At 40.5% G+C, this 16,726-nt stretch carries 13 protein-coding genes; 1 reads left to right on the top strand and 12 read right to left on the bottom strand.

All coding sequences use genetic code 11. The features are described 5' to 3' along the window. Window positions 1–7: 7 nt before the first annotated feature. The 3 genes from EL076_RS01890 to EL076_RS01880 all read right to left on the bottom strand — a co-directional run bounded on the left by EL076_RS01890 (window position 8) and on the right by EL076_RS01880 (window position 5,924). Window positions 8–1,102: a cystathionine gamma-synthase gene (locus EL076_RS01890; RefSeq protein ID WP_003093143.1), complete on the bottom strand. Its 1,095-nt coding sequence runs from the start codon at window positions 1,100–1,102 to the stop codon at window positions 8–10. 293 nt (window positions 1,103–1,395) lie between these two features. Further along, on the bottom strand, window positions 1,396–4,176 hold the full coding sequence (locus EL076_RS01885; RefSeq protein ID WP_126429029.1) for a cation-translocating P-type ATPase: 2,781 nt from the start codon (window positions 4,174–4,176) through the stop codon (window positions 1,396–1,398). Window positions 4,177–4,292: 116 nt separating this feature from the next. Then, window positions 4,293–5,924, bottom strand: coding sequence for a putative polysaccharide biosynthesis protein (locus tag EL076_RS01880; protein ID WP_126429027.1), 1,632 nt, complete (start codon window positions 5,922–5,924; stop codon window positions 4,293–4,295). A 94-nt stretch (window positions 5,925–6,018) separates the two neighbouring features. Between EL076_RS01880 and EL076_RS01875 the strand changes: the two genes are divergently transcribed. Next, window positions 6,019–7,464 carry a UDP-N-acetylmuramoyl-L-alanyl-D-glutamate--L-lysine ligase gene (locus tag EL076_RS01875; RefSeq protein WP_126429025.1) on the top strand — a complete coding sequence of 482 codons (1,446 nt, stop codon included), beginning with the start codon at window positions 6,019–6,021 and terminating at the stop codon, window positions 7,462–7,464. A 67-nt stretch (window positions 7,465–7,531) separates the two neighbouring features. Here EL076_RS01875 and EL076_RS01870 read toward each other — a convergent pair whose 3' ends face one another. The 9 genes from EL076_RS01870 to lytR form a co-directional block, all read right to left on the bottom strand. Further along, window positions 7,532–8,764, bottom strand: coding sequence for a lipid II:glycine glycyltransferase FemX (locus EL076_RS01870; protein WP_126429023.1), 1,233 nt, complete (start codon window positions 8,762–8,764; stop codon window positions 7,532–7,534). A gap of 290 nt (window positions 8,765–9,054) precedes the next feature. Continuing rightward, on the bottom strand, window positions 9,055–9,618 hold the full coding sequence (locus EL076_RS01865; RefSeq protein WP_003092198.1) for an LOG family protein: 564 nt from the start codon (window positions 9,616–9,618) through the stop codon (window positions 9,055–9,057). Between the two features lie 63 nt (window positions 9,619–9,681). Continuing rightward, window positions 9,682–10,035, bottom strand: coding sequence for a 30S ribosome-binding factor RbfA (gene rbfA, locus EL076_RS01860; RefSeq protein WP_003092174.1), 354 nt, complete (start codon window positions 10,033–10,035; stop codon window positions 9,682–9,684). Between the two features lie 92 nt (window positions 10,036–10,127). Continuing rightward, window positions 10,128–12,962 carry a translation initiation factor IF-2 gene (gene infB / locus EL076_RS01855; protein ID WP_126429021.1) on the bottom strand — a complete coding sequence of 945 codons (2,835 nt, stop codon included), beginning with the start codon at window positions 12,960–12,962 and terminating at the stop codon, window positions 10,128–10,130. 18 nt (window positions 12,963–12,980) lie between these two features. Further along, complete coding sequence (locus EL076_RS01850; protein WP_002883776.1) at window positions 12,981–13,283, bottom strand: YlxQ-related RNA-binding protein; 303 nt, start codon at window positions 13,281–13,283, stop codon at window positions 12,981–12,983. Then, on the bottom strand, window positions 13,276–13,572 hold the full coding sequence (gene rnpM / locus EL076_RS01845; protein WP_126429019.1) for an RNase P modulator RnpM: 297 nt from the start codon (window positions 13,570–13,572) through the stop codon (window positions 13,276–13,278). The genes EL076_RS01850 and rnpM overlap by 8 nt, the downstream gene beginning before the upstream one ends. Window positions 13,573–13,592: 20 nt before the next feature. Continuing rightward, window positions 13,593–14,792, bottom strand: a complete 1,200-nt coding sequence (gene nusA, locus EL076_RS01840) for a transcription termination factor NusA (RefSeq protein ID WP_126429017.1) — start codon at window positions 14,790–14,792, stop codon at window positions 13,593–13,595. A gap of 65 nt (window positions 14,793–14,857) precedes the next feature. Beyond that, the gene (gene rimP, locus EL076_RS01835) at window positions 14,858–15,331 is read right to left on the bottom strand and encodes a ribosome maturation factor RimP (protein ID WP_126429015.1); all 474 of its coding nucleotides are present in this window, start codon (window positions 15,329–15,331) and stop codon (window positions 14,858–14,860) included. Window positions 15,332–15,472: 141 nt separating this feature from the next. Further along, on the bottom strand, window positions 15,473–16,726 hold the full coding sequence (gene lytR, locus EL076_RS01830; protein WP_064519537.1) for a glycopolymer--peptidoglycan transferase LytR: 1,254 nt from the start codon (window positions 16,724–16,726) through the stop codon (window positions 15,473–15,475).

The following is a 16,726-nucleotide window of genomic DNA, read 5'->3' as shown; positions in this document are numbered from 1 at the left end:
TAACTCCTTAAAGACTAAGGGCATTTTCCAAGTCAACAATCAAATCTTGTGCTGCTTCAATACCAATTGAAAGACGAAGCAAGTCGTCTGTCAAACCATAGGAAGCACGTACATCACTTGGAATATCTGCGTGGGTTTGTGTCGTTGGGTAGGTAATCAAGCTTTCGACACCACCTAGGCTCTCTGCAAAGGTAAAGACCTTTAGAGAATTGATAATGGTTGGAATCTTGTCTTGATCAGCCACTTTGAAGGAAATCATCCCACCCTTGCCTGGATAGAGAACTTCCTTAACAGCCGGTGACTTTTCTAAGAAAGCTACAACTTCTTGAGCATTAGCTGTCGATGCTTCCATACGAAGTTTTAAGGTCTTAAGACCACGCATGAGCATATAGCTATCAAATGGTGATAAGGTAGGACCCGTAGTATTGAGGTTATAATAAAGTTTATCGTAAAATTCTTGGTTGCTAGTCACAACAACACCAGCCAAAACATCATTATGACCTGATAGGTATTTAGTAGCTGAATGTACAACGATATCAGCACCTTGAGTAATCGGTGTTTGATAGATTGGGCTATAGAAAGTATTATCAACAATAACCACTGCACCCTTATCATGAGCAATTTTTGCCACTTTTTCAATGTCAAACTCAATCATAAGTGGGTTTGTCGGTGTTTCGATGTAGACAATATCAGTATCATCAGTGATGGCCGCAATCATCTCGTCTTCTGTATTAGTGTATTCAAAAAAGAAGCGACCTTCTTTTTCCTTGTCATTAAACCAACGGAAAGAACCTCCGTAAAGGTCACGCGCAGCTACAACCTTACTGCCTACCGGGAAAATTTCAAAGGCCAAAACAATGGCGCTCATCCCTGAACTTGTCGCAATAGCATAATCTGCTTTTTCAATAGCTGCAAGTGTTTTTTCCACTGTTGCGCGTGTTGGGTTTTTAGTTCGTGTATAGTCAAAACCAGTAGAATGGCCAAATTCTGGATGTTGGTAAGTTGTTGAAAAATGAATTGGTGAAGCCAAGGCTCCTGTTGCTTCATCCGAATTGATTCCTGCGTGTGCCAAAATGGTTTCTAATTGATATTCTTGTGTCATAATATGCCCTTTCTACATGGTAAAGTGGATATACTCCATATCTATGACCTCTATTTTATCACTATTTTCTGAAAATAATGGTAAGTTCATCATACGGATTCTTGATAGTTAGTTATAGTTTATTCCTATAACCTAAAAATACAGATAGCTGCTGGCTATAATTTAAAATAAGCCCAATTTTTGAGAATGTCGAAAATAAGTTTTCAAACGTCAAAAAGTGCCTAAAACATTATAGTTTCAAGCACTAGGAAATGATTTAAAAGTCTTTCTTCAATCTAAGGTATGCCACTGACTTACTTTTTATCAAATAAGCGATATCTAATTTCTTCCAAAGCCATAATAACAAACGGACAAGCGAGTAAATAGAGCCAATCATCAAGTCCAATAGGCGCAGTGTTAAATAGCATGTGGAAGAGAGGCACGTAAGACAGGATGATAAAGAGAACAATTTCTAAAACAATCCCTAAGCTAATAATCCGATTAGCAAATGGTTTAATTTGGAAAATAGATCCCCTACCCTTACGGCTATTCATAGCCATACCAATTTGGGTAAAGATAATAGCACCTAAGGTCATTGTGGTTGCCTCTCGGTAGAGAGGACCTGAGCTAGCCAAATGGTTTAAGTTACCTTGATTAACCCAATAATTAAGGAAGAAAGCCCCCATAGCTAAGGCTGCTTCAATCAGTCCATACCAGACAAAAGCCTTAATCAACAATTGTCGATTGAGCAGTCTATCTGATAGGCGTCTTGGTGGCCTATCCATCACGCCTTCTTCAGGTGACTCAACCCCCAATCCCAAAGCAGGTACCATATCTGTTCCTAAGTCAATAGCTAGGATTTGCATAACTGTTAAGGGAAGAGGAATACGTCCCAGAGAAAACAAGAAGAAGGCAGAGGGTACAGCTTCTGGAGTATTGGAATTAAAAATATAGGTCAAGAATTTTTGAATATTTCTATAGACTGCACGACCCTCTTCAACAGCATGAACAATAGAAGCAAAATGATCATCTGTTAAAATCATATCAGCAGATTCCTTAGCTACATCAGTCCCAGATATTCCCATAGCTACTCCGATATCAGCTTTTTTAAGGGCAGGGGCATCATTAACACCATCACCAGTAACAGCGACGACTTCACCAAGTTCCTGAAGTGCATTTACCACACGGTATTTTTGTTCAGGAGCCACACGAGCAAAAACAACCTCCCCTTTAAGCACTTCTTTGAGCTGGTCATCATCCATACCAGCTAGTTCAAGTCCTGAAACAACACGTGCGTCATCCCCTTGTACAATTCCGATTTTCTTGGCAATACTGAGAGCTGTCAAACCATAGTCACCTGTCACCATGATTATACGAATACTAGCTCTGTGACATTTTTCAATGGCTTCACGAACACCCTGACGTGGCGGATCACTCATGGCCACCAAGCCTAGAAAGACCATATTGTCCTCCAAGGTCTGCATATTCCACTTGTCTTCTCCAATATGCTCACTTTCTAAGGGTCTATAAGCGACAGCTAAAACACGCAAGCCGTCACGAGCAAATTGGTCGTTAGCAGCAAGAATAGCTTGACGTTCTGTAGTGGTCATAGATTTGATTGCCCCTTGACCATCAGAATAGTCTGAGCAAAGTTCCATCACTTCTTTAGGTGCACCCTTAGTGATAGAAATATGGTGACTGCCATCCAGACTTTTTTCGAGACTATGTACCGTTGTCATTCGTTTACGATCAGAATCAAAGGGAATTTCTTTGATACGAGGAGCCCAAATGTGATTTTCATTTAAATTAATCCCTGCTTTTTCAGCTAAAACATTAAGACAAGCTTCAGTCGGATCTCCCAAAACCGTATAATTGGGACTGTCAGCACTTGGAGAAACCACTTGAGCATTACTAGCCAAATGAGAAAAGCGAACCAGACGATTCAGAAGGTTATTATCTTTAAGAGGAACGGATTGTCCTTCCTTCTCAATATGCCCTTCTGGTGCGTAACCAAGCCCAGTTACCTCATAATTCCCTGACAAGGTCCATAAATGATTTACTGTCATGGCATTTTGAGTCAAGGTTCCCGTTTTATCTGAACAAATAACAGAGGTCGCTCCAAGAGTCTCAACCGAAGATAATTTCTTCACTAAAGCATGATCCTTAGCCATACGCTGAACAGCCATGGCTAGAGATAGGGTAACTGTGGGAAGAAGCCCCTCAGGAATAAAGGCAACAATCATACCCAGTGCAAAGATAAAAGCTTGGGACAAAGGTTGGTGGACAAATAGAGTCGCTGCCACCATAAAGAAGAGACCCACAGACACCGCAATAACTGAAATCTGTTTAGTTAAATGGTCTAATTCTTTCTGAAGGGGACTCTTTCCCTGAGCAAAATTCTGTGTCAAATCCGCAATCTGTCCAAACTCAGTTTTCATCCCGATAGCAGATACTATAAAATGCCCAGAACCAGAAGAAACTGTAGTTCCAGCAAACACCATATTGTCATATTCTAACTCGGCTTTTTCAGGATCTAAATCCGCTTGATTTGACTTATAAATAGGATTAGACTCACCAGTAAGAGCAGACTGATTAACCCGCAAATCTGTCACGTCAATCAAGCGTCCATCTGCAGAAATACTGTCTCCTTCTTCAATGAAGACCAAGTCCCCTGGCACCAAGTCCTGAGCAAGAATCTTATCTTCTTTCCCATCCCGAAGAACCCGTGTGTAAGATGGAAGAAGCTTATTAAGGGCTGCCGTAGCCTGACTTGCTCTATATTCTTGAATAAAACTAAAGAGACCATTAATAATGTTGACCAACCAGATAGCAATCCCCAACTCCAGGCTATGGGAAAGCATAGCGATAAAGCCACCAACCCACAATAAAAGGGCCATGAGACTGGTAAAATGCCTGAAAAAGGTCAACCAAATAGGTTCTTTCTTACTTTCTTTCAACTGGTTAGGACCATAAGTTGCTTGTCTCTTTTTTACTTCTTGTGAGTTTAACCCTTGGGGACTGGTTTGCAACACCTGATAAACCTGATCAGGGGCACAGGTCCCTAATTTAGTACCTTTCTGTCTAGAATTACTCATAATCCTTTCCTCGATTCTAAATCATTAAAGCGATTTCATATTTTCACACCTATTATACTCCTTTTTTCAAAAAAGGTTGAAAAGAAAAACCAAGCCACATGACTTGGTTTCAAATACTATTTAATATGTAATTTAGCACGTAGGCTAGCTGCTCGTGCGCCAAGCAATTGGTCAGCCATACGTGTCACAAGAGCAAGCACTCCATAGACTAAAACGCCAAGACCTCCTCCAATCACTAAGTGAATCACACTACCCATACGACTTGTTGGAGATAGGACAAATTGGAATAACCAATAGAAAACAGCAACTGGAATAGCCATGAGCATTGTAAGAATACAAATGAGTAAAGCTTTTCTAAAGACTGTCTTACGGCTAAAGTGAGTAACTGTGTGAAGGCGCTTATACATGAGAGCAATGGGAACACCTAAGCCGATAGCTGTTGAAATAACCGGACCGAGGGCTCCTAAGAAAATAATCAATGGTAGCTGTAGAATGGCCTTAACAAGCACCCCAATCGAAAAATAATTGATAGCTTTACGGGTCTCAAAGATAGCTTGAAGCATTGGCGCTAAAACGCTATACAAAGCCAAGAAAATAACTTGAATCAAACTAGCTACAAAGAGCAAATGAGCCTGACTGTCTGGTGCTCCATAAAAGACCGTATATAATGGTTTGGCCAAAATCACTGAACCCGCAATGGCAGGTACAATAAAGAGCAAGAGTAACTGGAGATTATTAATAATGAGTTTGGCTGCTCCCCAAAGGTCCTTTTTAACCATATTTTCTGTCAGTAGTGGGATTCCTACCCCAGCAATAGAAATAGCAACAGCAATCAAAATCATAGTAATCTTACTTGGGTTTGAAGACAAATAAGCATAGAGAACCTGAAGCTGACTATTACTATAGCTTGTAAACTTCTCCATAGTACGGATAAAGGTCCATTGATCAATCAACTGGAAAAGTTGAACCGCTGATCCAGTAATAATGAAGGGAATGGCTTCCTTAAATGTCTCAATAACAATTGCAGTTGGATTGATATCAGGATGAACGGCCTGCTTACCAAAAAGGCTCTTGAGCTTGCCTTCTTTCCAAAGATAGAAGAAAAGTACCCCATAACTAGCCAACATACCGATGAAAGCAGCAAAAGTCGATTGGACAACTGCAGTCACGTAGTCACCTGTACCAATTTTCATGATGAAGAAAGTCGCCAAGAGCATCCAAATAACACGGATAATCTGCTCTGCGATCTGACTTAGGGCATAGGGTTTCATGTTGTTAAAGCCCTGGAAAAAGCCTCGTAAAACAGACATAGATGGGAAAATAACAACCGCCCAAGAAAGGCTGCGCATCACTCGAACCAAGTCTTCATCTCCCCCTGAAAGATAAGACATCCACGGAGAAGCAAAATACATGAAAATACCAAAAATCAGTCCAAGCCCAATCATATAATACAAGATACGTTTGAGCAAGAAGAAACTCGTTTCCATCTTTCCAAGCGTGTTATATTTTGACACCTGCTTGGCAATAGCGACTGGAATCCCTGCTGTCGAAATCAAAAGGAAAAGGGCATAAATATTATACCCCTGACCAAAGAGAGCATTGGCTTGGTCGCCCTGTTTGCCCATCCAAGCATACCAAGGAATAATATAGAGTGCCCCTAAGAGACGACTGATAATATTGGATGCTGTCATCCATGCCGTCCCTCTTAGCATTTGCTGCTGCTGCTTGTCAGTTTTAGTTTCAGTCATAACTTTCTTTCTAGATAATAAAATACAATCTAGTTAATTATAAACTTTTGGCTCTGACTTGTAAAACAAGAACATTAAGACTAAAATAGGAACTATGATTACTATTGAACAAGTTCTAGAGGTTCTTAAAAAGGACCATAATTTTAGAGATATTATCGACCAAGACAACTACTACTATTCATGGACTGGGGTGACCTTTGATCATCTTTCTTACGACAGTCGTGATGTCACACCATCTACCCTATTTTTTGCTAAAGGAGCTGCCTTTAAGCCTGAGTTTTTAGAGAATGCTGTCAAAGCGGGCTTGAGTTGCTACGTGGCTGAAAAAGACTATCAAGTAGGAATCCCCGCTATTATTGTTTCAGATATCAAGCAAGCCATGAGTCTCATTGCACAGGCCTTTTACCAACATCCTCAAGACAAACTAAAATTACTAGCCTTTACTGGGACAAAAGGGAAGACAACAGCGGCTTACTTTGCTTTTAACATACTTAAGCAAAGTCATAAGCCTGCCATGCTCTCAACCATGAACACGACACTTGATGGAAAAAACTTCTTCAAGTCTAACTTAACTACACCTGAGAGTTTGGACCTTTTCCGTATGATGGCTAAAGCTGTTGATAATGGCATGACCCATCTGATTATGGAGGTCTCAAGCCAAGCTTATCTAACCAAGCGTGTCTATGGTTTGACCTTTGATGTTGGTGTCTTTCTTAACATCAGCCCAGACCACATTGGTCCTATTGAACACCCAACCTTTGAAGACTACTTCTACCACAAGCGTCTCCTCTTGGAAAATAGTCGAGCAGTTATTGTCAATAGTGGTATGAATCACTTCGGTTTTGTTGCTGAAGAAGTCGCTGATAAAGACCACGACTTCTATGGTAAGGACTCTGAAAATACCGTTAAACATAGCTCAGGATTTAGCTTTAAAGCCAAAGGTAAACTAGCTGGTGATTACGATATCCAACTCATTGGTGACTTTAATCAGGATAATGCCATGGCTGCTGGTTTATCCTGCCTACGTCTTGGAGCCAGTCTTGAAGACATTAAACAAGGGATTGCTCAAACCTCCGTTCCAGGCCGTATGGAAATTCTCACTCAGGCCAATGGTGCTAAGGTATTCGTCGACTATGCTCACAATGGTGACAGCCTAGACAAGCTCTTGCAAGTCGTAACTGATCACCAAAAAGGTAAGATTAGTTTGATTCTAGGAGCTCCTGGAAATAAAGGTGAAAGTCGTCGTAAAGACTTTGGTCACGTCCTCAACACTTACCCCGAAGTAGATGTCACCTTATCTGCTGATGATCCTAACAAGGAGGATCCCCTTGTGATCTGTCAAGAAATTGCTAGCCATATCAGTCGCAAGGTTCGTATCATTGTTGATCGAGAGGAAGCTATTAAAACAGCTATGGCCGAGACTACAGACTCAGAGGATGCTGTCGTTATTGCCGGTAAAGGTGCTGATGCCTTTCAAATTGTGAATGGTAAACGCACTGATTATGCTGGTGATATTGAAGTCGCTAAAAAATATTTGTAAATAATAACTTAAAAAGCCAATTGAGATGATGCTCTTCATCTCAATTGGCTTTTTTACTATCTAAACACTAGTGTCTACCTAGTGTCTTCTTAAAAATATCGTAGAAGGGATTGAGGGTCTTATCAAATGAGCCAACAAGCGTCTCTAATTGTCCGCCAAACTGACGCTTAAAGTTAAAATTTCCTTTGCCAGAACTAGCTGCCTCAGTTTCAATAGTACCGTAAAAGTTAAAACGCTTTTTAGCCTTACTTTTAGCATATTTTATCATCTCCCAATGAAGCAAAACCGCTCCACCGAAATTAAGGTAAGCTTCATCATTACCCCCGTAAAAGCTGACAATTTCCGGACCATAATCCATGAAAAGATAAGCTGAAAGCGGTAATTTGTCAGTCTTGATTTGGTAAGACTTGAATTGTTCTAACCGCTTATAGTAGCTTCTCAATTGATCCTCCGCATCTGCTATTTGACCTTTGGTACGTTTTTTCTGAGGTCCTTCCTTTAAAACCTGAATCTTGGCTTCAAAAGACTGAATGTTCTTGTCAAGATAAGCTAGATAGGCTGGACAATCTAAATAAGCCAACATAAACTTGGCAGATTCGCCAAAATATTTTTTTAGATTTTGAAAATAAACTAGCGGATGAACAGAAAATCCCTTTCTCTCTGCTGTTCGACTTAAAATATCGTAGAACTGGTCAAGTTGATGCTCATCAAGTTCTTCAGTCTTAACATTCATATCAGTGAATTTTTTGAGGTCTCGCTTCAATGATGGAGAAAAGGCAGCATGGATTTCATCAGAACTAGCAAAACTTTCTATTGATTTCACGAACATCTGGTTAACCACAAGAGATTGTTCCGAATCCAGAGAGTGCTCAAAACCTAATGTTTCAAAAACCTCTAGAACATCACTAGCTATATCCACTTCAATATTTTCAAGTTTTTCATTTCTAATAAGATTTGCCAGGTAAGGGTGTATAGAAAGTGTGGCAATATTTTTCTTTCTTAAATAGAGTATTAAAGCCTCGAGTAGCTCTGTCAAACTAGCCAGAGAGTGGTAATCTAACAGGGGACCATGTAACAAGAGGGCCTTTTTAAATATACGAAAGCTCTTCTTATAAACAACTATTGCTTGACCTACCCTTAAGCCATCTCTTTCGAAAACCAGAGCTTCTACTTTTTCTATATAGTCTTGACTTTCCTGAAGTTTGGCCATTTCAGCAGACTGCAGAAAATTGACACACTTTGCAGTTACCTGTGTGTTTTGATAATCCTCAAAACTAACACTTTTAACCCTAATAGACATTACTATCATCCCTTCCGTTTCAACCTATATTCCACATTTTCCTAAAATCATTAACTGCTTTTAATGATTGGGAAAATTTTCCAAACCAAGAGGGGCATCTAGTGATTATGAATGTTACTCACAGATGGAGAGGAAAATTAATTTGATTATTAAAATTACAAGCATCATTATATACTAAATTATCACTTTTGTTAAGCCGTTTGAGATATTTTCTGAAACTTACACGACTTTTCATTTGATTATAAAAAGTCCTTCCACTTGAATGTGGAAGAACCTTTCTTCACTGATGCTTACCTATAACGTCGCAATTGAGGTGGGGTATAAGACTGAACAAAGGCCTCAATTTCAGAAAAATTATCTGTAAAAAGAAATTTTGCAGCCGTTTCAGCTTCTAAAAAATCATGAGCAACCATGGTACCTAACATGGCCTTCATGGCATCGTAATAGCCGTTGAGATTAAAGAAAACACAGGGTTTGTCCAACTTACCCACACGAGCAGCTGCAATAGCTTCTGAGATTTCTTCAAGGGTTCCAAGACCTCCTGGAAGGGCTATAAAGAGCTCGCCTTGCTCTAACATGGCAGTCTTGCGCTCTGCCATCGTTTCTACTATAGTCATTGAGGTCAATCCCTCATAAGCAATTTCTCTATCCTTAAGAAATTGCGGCATAATCCCATGAGCCTGTCCCCCATTTTCTAAAACTGTATCACCTAGAACTCCCATAAGTCCCATCTTACTGCCACCATAGACTAGGATATGCCCATTTTTAGCAATCCATCTCCCCAAGGCAATCGTTGCTTCTTTAAAACTAGGATTGTCCCCCATATTAGCTCCCAAATAGACTGTTACTTTCATCGAAGTCCTCCTCTTACTCTATTATAACGCAAAATTCCTGCCATAACTGACAGGAATTTTTGCTTAGTCTTTACGCTCCAAATTACGAAGCATTTCATCAATTTTATTACCGTATTCGATAGACTCATCTTTAATAAAGGTCAAATCCGGAATCTTATACATAGTCAGACTTTTACCAAGTTCACGCTTGATTGTCCCAGTAGCCTTTTCAAGACCAGTTTGTGCTTTTTGGTTGTCTGACGCTAAAGTAGAGTGAATGGTATAGAAAACCTTAGCCGCCGACAAATCACCAAGCATTTGAACATCTGTGATGGTTACATCTTGAACACGTGGATCACGAACCTTCTTTTGAAGAATTTCGTTGACTTCACGTTTGATTTCCATCCCAACACGATCTACACGAAATGAATTTCCCATAGTCTTATCCTTTCTTTTTATAATGGAACAAAAGCCAGGCCAGATGACCCAGCTTTGTCCCCTAAATAAGCTTCCTTAGAAATCTGATGTGATTAACGTTTGATCTCTTCCATGATGTAAGCTTCGATAACGTCATCAACTTTAATATCGTTATAGTTTTCAATCATCAAACCACCCTCTTGAGCATTTCCGACTTCTTTAACGTCATCTTTATAGTGTTTCAAGCTTGCCAATTTACCATCAAAAATAACCACACCATCACGAATGACACGGGCACTTGAATCACGAGTGATTTTACCATTAGTAACCATGAATCCACCGATTGTTCCGACTTTAGAAACTTTGAAGGTTTCACGGATAACTGCTTCACCAATGATTTTTTCTTCAAATTCAGGATCAAGCATCCCTTTCATGGCATCTTCGATTTCTTCGATAACCTTATAGATGATGCTATGAAGGCGAATTTCAACTTCATCAGTTTCCGCTTGTTGACGCGCCTGTGGTGTAGGACGAACGTTAAATCCGATAACAACAGCATCTGAAGCTTCGGCAAGCGTAATATCAGATTCGTTAATAGCACCTACTGCTGAGTGAACAACATTTACACGAACACCCTCAACATCAATCTTAAGAAGAGATGCTGCCAAGGCTTCAACTGAACCTTGTACATCAGCCTTGATGATAACATTAACAGTCTTCATTTCACCGGCTTTAAGGGTATCAAAGAGGTTATCAAGACTAACACGGTGTGTTTGTTGACGTTGTTTCATAAGAGCACGTTTTGCACGCTCTTCACCAGCAGCACGAGCTGCCTTTTCATCTTCATAAACCGCAAAATGGTCACCAGCCATTGGTGCTTCATTCAAACCAGTAATTGAAACTGGTGTTGACGGTGCTGCAGTCTTAATGCGACGACCAAGGTCATTGGTCATAGCACGAACACGTCCGAAGGTGTTACCAACAACGATTGGATCTTGAACATTCAAAGTACCTTGTTGTACAAGAAGGGTAGCAACCGCACCTTTACCTTTATCCAAGCGAGCTTCGATAACAGTACCGATGGCACGAACTGTTGGATCAGCCTTAAGTTCTTCAACTTCTGCTACAAGAAGAACAGTTTCAAGTAATTCTTCAATGTTTTGACCAAATTTCGCTGAAATCTCAACGAATTCGCTATCACCACCCCAAGCTGTTGAGATAACGCCATGCTCTGCTAATTCACCGATAACACGTTCTGGGTTTGCACCTGGTTTATCAATCTTGTTAATCGCAACAATGATTGGAACACCCGCAGCTTTAGAGTGGTTAATGGCTTCAATCGTTTGTGGCATAACACCATCATCCGCAGCTACAATCAAGATAGTAATATCTGTAACAGAGGCACCGCGAGCACGCATAGATGTAAAGGCCGCGTGTCCAGGGGTATCAAGGAAGGTAATCTTCTTACCACCCTCTTCAATTTGGTAGGCACCAATGTGCTGTGTGATACCACCTGCTTCACCTGTAGCAACACGAGAATTACGAAGAGTATCAAGAAGGGTTGTTTTACCGTGGTCAACGTGCCCCATGATAGTAACAACTGGTGCGCGCTCTACCATAGCATCCTTATTGAGGTAATCTTCATCAACAAAGAAACGTTCGATATCAGCATTATCGACCTCTTCTTTTTTGGTTGCCTCAATACCATAGTCAACCATCAACAACTCAATTGTATCTCCGTCAAGAGATTGGTTTTGAGTTGCCATAACACCCATCATGAAGAGTTTCTTAACGATTTCAGCTGGCTCACGTTTAATACGTTTTGCGATTTCTGCAACCGTCATGCCTTCCGTGTATTCAAATTCTTTTGGTAATTCATGGAATTTACGCTCTGTTACTGGTTTCGGAGCTGAATTACCACGGTTATTTTTACCTTTTTTATTTTTGTTTTTATTCCAGTTACTATTTCGTTGATTTCTCACTTGGTTTTGATTATTCCACTTATTATTTCTTGTTTGCTTAGGTCCATCTTCATTCTCGCGACGATTATCACGTGATTTATCTGGACGTGCTTTTTTACGACGTGTATCTTGTACTTGTGCAGCTGGAGCTGGTTGAGCAGCCGGTGCTGGTTTGGGAGCTGGCTTAGCTTCAGCAACTGCTTTTTGAGCAGCGACTTCCGCCTGTTGTTTTTCTTTTCTTGCCTTTTCCTGTTCTTTCGCACGGCGTTGCTCTGCAGCTTTTTCTTCACGGAAGCGTGTTTCACTTTGACGTGAATATTCTGCATTTTGCTCTGCTTTCAAGGCTGCTGCACGCGCTTTAAAGTCAATACGTGGACCTGCCTGATTGTTACGGGCAGTATCGTTACGTTTATTTCGACCTTGATCATTGCGCTGTTTACCTTGGAAATTACGGTCACGATTACTATTGTTATCGCGGTTTCCATTATTACGGTTCCCTTGACCATTTCCATTTTGGTTGCGACGATCATTATTCTGACGTTTACCTTGATCGTTTCCTTGTTGATTTTGGTTACGATTACGGTTGTCACGGCCTCCGCCATTTTGACGACGCTCTGCCTCTGCCTTGGCACGTGCTTCACGTTCTGCCTTAAAATTACGGCTTTGTGGTTTTTTCGGAGTCGCAGGGGCTTCTTTGACTTCAGCCTTTGATGCCCCTTTAGCTGGAGCTGATTTGGCAACAGGTGCCTTATCAACCTTAGGCGCTACCTTTTCCTCTTTAGGAGTTGGTATCGCTTTAGGAGCTGGCTTACTTTCAGCCTTAGCTGTTCCCCCTTTTAAACTTGAAGCGATACGATTAGCATCAGCTTCTTCAACTGATGAGGAATGGCTCTTCACAGAAAGACCAAGTTCTTGAGCTTTCGCAACAACAACCTTGCTTTCTACACCAACCTCTTTTGCGATTTCATATAATCGTTTCTTTGACACGTGATGTCCTCCTATTCTTTAGTCCATAAGAGTCCTCATTTTCTTTGAAAATCCAGCATCAACTACAGCAACCGTTTTTCTTGGTTTACCAATAGCCATGCTTAATTCCAGTGCGTTAAACACTGTGGAGACTTCTATATTATAGTAGTTACATTTATCAGTCGTCTTTTTAGTCACGTTACTACCAGCATCATTGGCAAGAAAAACTAGTCTCGCCTGCCCTGATTGAACTGCCTTGATGACAAGTTCTTCGCCAGAAATAAGCTTTCCAGCTCTTTGTGCTAGTCCCAACATATTTGACAATTTTTCTGTGTTATTCAAGACCTAACTCTCTTCTTTTGACCTTGTGATCCACATAAGCGATGAGTTCATCATAAAAACTTTCAGGAACATCCATGGAGAAACTATGGTTAAAAGCACGTTTCTTTTTGGCTTGGAGAGCTTCTTCATTATCTAGTTTAATGTAAGCACCTCGGCCATTTTTCTTTCCTGTTGGATCAATGAAAATATCACCATCTTTAGTTTTTACAATGCGGAGCAAATCACGTTTATCAATGATTTCTCCTGAGACAACTGATTTGCGTAAAGGTATTTTTCGTGTTTTAGCCATCAAACACCTCTATGTTCTTCTTATTCTGCTTCTGTTGTTTCAGTTACTTCTTCTGTTGTGACTTCAACAGGTGTAGCCTCTTCTGCAACAATCTCATCAACAACTTCCTCAGTAGCAGCCTCGGATTTTTCAGCTTCGAGTGCTTCGTATTCAGAAGCTGACTTGATGTCAATACGGTAACCAGTCAAATGAGCTGCCAAACGAACGTTTTGCCCACGACGACCAATTGCAAGAGATAATTTGTTATCTGGCACAACTACTGTTGCACGTTTGCTATCATCTTCGTCGAAGAGAACATAGTCCACTTCAGCCGGTGCAATAGCATTGTAGATGAATTCAGCTGGATCTTCAACCCATTGAATAACATCAATATTTTCCTCAACAGGAACCTCAATACCTGTCTTAGCATCCAAACGTGTTGGGTGGAAACGGCTGACAACTTTCTTGATGTTGCTTCCACCACGACCAACGATAGTACCAATAGCATCAACGTTAGGGTTATGACTGCGAACAGCAACTTTCGTACGATCACCAGCTTCACGAGATACGCTCATGATTTCTACAGTTCCATCAAAGACTTCAGGAATTTCTTGTTCCATGATACGTTTGATGAATTCTGGATGGCTACGACTTACAAAGACGTTAACACCTTTAGGGTTGTTTTCAACTTTATAAACATAAACATCGATGACGTCGTGTGACTTAAAGCTTTCACCAGGAATTTGGTCTTGGCGTGACAATTGAGCTTCGAGCGTTCCAAGATTAACATAAATGAAACGTTGGTCAAAGCGTTCAACTGTTCCTTGCATGATTTCACCTTCATGTTGCTTATAGTCATTATAAGTAATCTCACGCATTTGCTTACGCATTTTTTCCATAATCGTTTGTTTAGCAGATTGCGCTGCAACACGACCAAATTCATCGACTGACTCTTCAAAGCGAATCTTGTCGCCAAGCTCGTAAGCTGAGCTAATAGCAAGCGCATCTTTCAAGCTAATTTCCAAACGACTATCGAAGACTTCGTCTACAACTTCACGAACGGTAAAAACTTGAAAATCACCTGTTTTTTCATTGAATTCAACGACTGCTGATTCAGACTGACCATAACGACGCTTGTAAGCTGATTTAAGTGATTCAACCACAGCATCGATGATATCTTCCTTGTTAATGTGTTTTTCTTCTTCCAAGACACGGAAGGCTTCTAGCATTTCTTTGCTCATATTATTTGTCGTTTTAGCCTTTAAGAGCCAAAACTGGCATCCTTTCTTTATTTACACTAAGAGTTTTAGAGTTTGACTGCCAAACGAGCTTTAGCAACTGTTTGATAGGGAATCTCAACAGTCTTATGGCGAGTCTTATCAAGATAATCAATTGTTAGAGTTTCGCCATCGAAGGCCAACAAATCACCTTGAAAAATCTTGATTTTATCAATAGCCTTGTAAAGGCTAACATTGATATACTGACCAACAGCATTCTTCAAAGCTTCTTTAGTCTTCAAAGGACGCTCTAACCCAGGGCTAGACACTTCCAACATGTATTGATCCGGGAAAGGGTCAGGCTGAATAGTATCCAAGAGGGGACTGATAATTTCAGTCAGGTCTGCAGTATCTTCGATAGTAATTCCACCTGGCTTATCAACCAAAACAGACAAAATATAGTCACTGCCAATCTTTTCATACTCGATATCGACCAATTCGTAGGGTTCAGGAATTGCTGGAGCTACGACAGCCGTCACGAGATCAATAATTTTTTGCGACATTATGACCTCCTTACACACACAAGAGACGAAGTTTCTACTCCGCCTCTCTTTCGTTATTTTCCTATATTATAGCATAGCTTGAAAACTATTGCAAGGAATAACCATATGACAGCAAAAAAGGCCGAGAGTCTCCCAACCTTTCTATTGTGCTGCTGGAATCGTGCTATAAGTAGTTACACCTGAACCATTATAATTGTATGTAGGAGCTGTTGCACCTTGGTCCTGAACATAATTACCAGTATTCTCACTGTAGTTATTGCTGTAGGTAGTACCTCCATTGTAGGTACTTACTGATCCTCCACCTGTTGCCTCAGATGGTCCAGCCTCATAACTTCCAGATACTTCACTCGAAGCCAAACTTCCTTTAGAGTTAACGAAATCATCTGAACCATAGCTAGAAGTCCCAAAACCATTGAGTACCAGACTAGTCTTAAGTTTAGATTCAGAAACTCCCTTCTTGCCAACTTCCTTCTTAATACGGTTTTGGACCTTAAGAATATCCTCAGTTGAGGCTACTTGATAGCTTCCACCATTGATCGTCGCATCCGAACCAGCCAACTGGTAAGACTTGATATTTTTAAAGGCCTCACTATAGCCCATCAAACCACGCAGAGTAGTGCTATCACCAAGATCGATACTTGTTTGTACATTTGAACTGACAGCAGACAAAATTTTCTTATAAGAACCTATCGAGCCCATCTTCAAGAGCTTAGCCACAATCTTTTGAATAACCTCACGTTGACGTTTTTGACGACCATAGTCTCCATCGGGATCATCATAACGCATACGTGAATACACTAAGGCCTGTTCTCCATTGATTTTATGGGTTCCAGGCTCTACCTTCGCCTGAAATTCTGGTTCGTTTTCTGCAATCGAAATTGGGAAATCAAAATGGTTCGTTACCTCGATACCACCTACGGCATCCACCAAATCAATCATACCCTGCATATTAATCAGCGCATAGTAGTCGATATCAATATCTAAAACCTTTTGAATGGTTGAAATAGCTAAGTCAGCTCCACCCTCGGCATAGGCTGCGTTTAGTTTTACTTCACCCGATCCCTCAACATCTGTCAAAAGGTCACGTTCCAAACTGGTCATAGTAGTTCTCTTAGTCTTAGGATTCACTGTTACCAAAATCATAGTATCAGAATTTCCCTCCCAGGTTTCCTTACGTCCTTCGGATCCTGTATCCACCCCCATCAACAGAATCGTTATAGGCTTAGTCTGTTGAATGGCCTTACTATTTCCTGACGTTGCCTTTGAAACTCTAAAGGTTTTTGACAATTCGCCTGTAGCATAATTGTAAGTTGTCGTTAGGTAAATTCCAACAGCTACTACTGTGGTGGCAAAAATTGCCAACAACATCAATAAAATTTTTCGTCCAAGTTTCAT

Source organism: Streptococcus vestibularis, from assembly GCF_900636445.1.
GTDB lineage: Bacteria > Bacillota > Bacilli > Lactobacillales > Streptococcaceae > Streptococcus > Streptococcus vestibularis.
Note: the sequence above shows the minus strand (reverse complement) of the source record. Positions and strands in the feature narration are given on the sequence as shown.

Bases quoted from the DNA above. Each gene is read 5' to 3' on its own strand.
- EL076_RS01890 (WP_003093143.1), bottom strand. From the start codon at position 1,102: ATGACACAAGAATATCAATTAGAAACCATTTTGGCACACGCAGGAATC.
- EL076_RS01885 (WP_126429029.1), bottom strand. From the start codon at position 4,176: ATGAGTAATTCTAGACAGAAAGGTACTAAATTAGGGACCTGTGCCCCT.
- EL076_RS01880 (WP_126429027.1), bottom strand. From the start codon at position 5,924: ATGACTGAAACTAAAACTGACAAGCAGCAGCAGCAAATGCTAAGAGGG.
- EL076_RS01875 (WP_126429025.1), top strand. From the start codon at position 6,019: ATGATTACTATTGAACAAGTTCTAGAGGTTCTTAAAAAGGACCATAAT.
- EL076_RS01870 (WP_126429023.1), bottom strand. From the start codon at position 8,764: ATGTCTATTAGGGTTAAAAGTGTTAGTTTTGAGGATTATCAAAACACA.
- EL076_RS01865 (WP_003092198.1), bottom strand. From the start codon at position 9,618: ATGAAAGTAACAGTCTATTTGGGAGCTAATATGGGGGACAATCCTAGT.
- rbfA (WP_003092174.1), bottom strand. From the start codon at position 10,035: ATGGGAAATTCATTTCGTGTAGATCGTGTTGGGATGGAAATCAAACGT.
- rnpM (WP_126429019.1), bottom strand. From the start codon at position 13,572: ATGGCTAAAACACGAAAAATACCTTTACGCAAATCAGTTGTCTCAGGA.
- nusA (WP_126429017.1), bottom strand. From the start codon at position 14,792: ATGAGCAAAGAAATGCTAGAAGCCTTCCGTGTCTTGGAAGAAGAAAAA.
- rimP (WP_126429015.1), bottom strand. From the start codon at position 15,331: ATGTCGCAAAAAATTATTGATCTCGTGACGGCTGTCGTAGCTCCAGCA.
- lytR (WP_064519537.1), bottom strand. From the start codon at position 16,726: ATGAAACTTGGACGAAAAATTTTATTGATGTTGTTGGCAATTTTTGCC.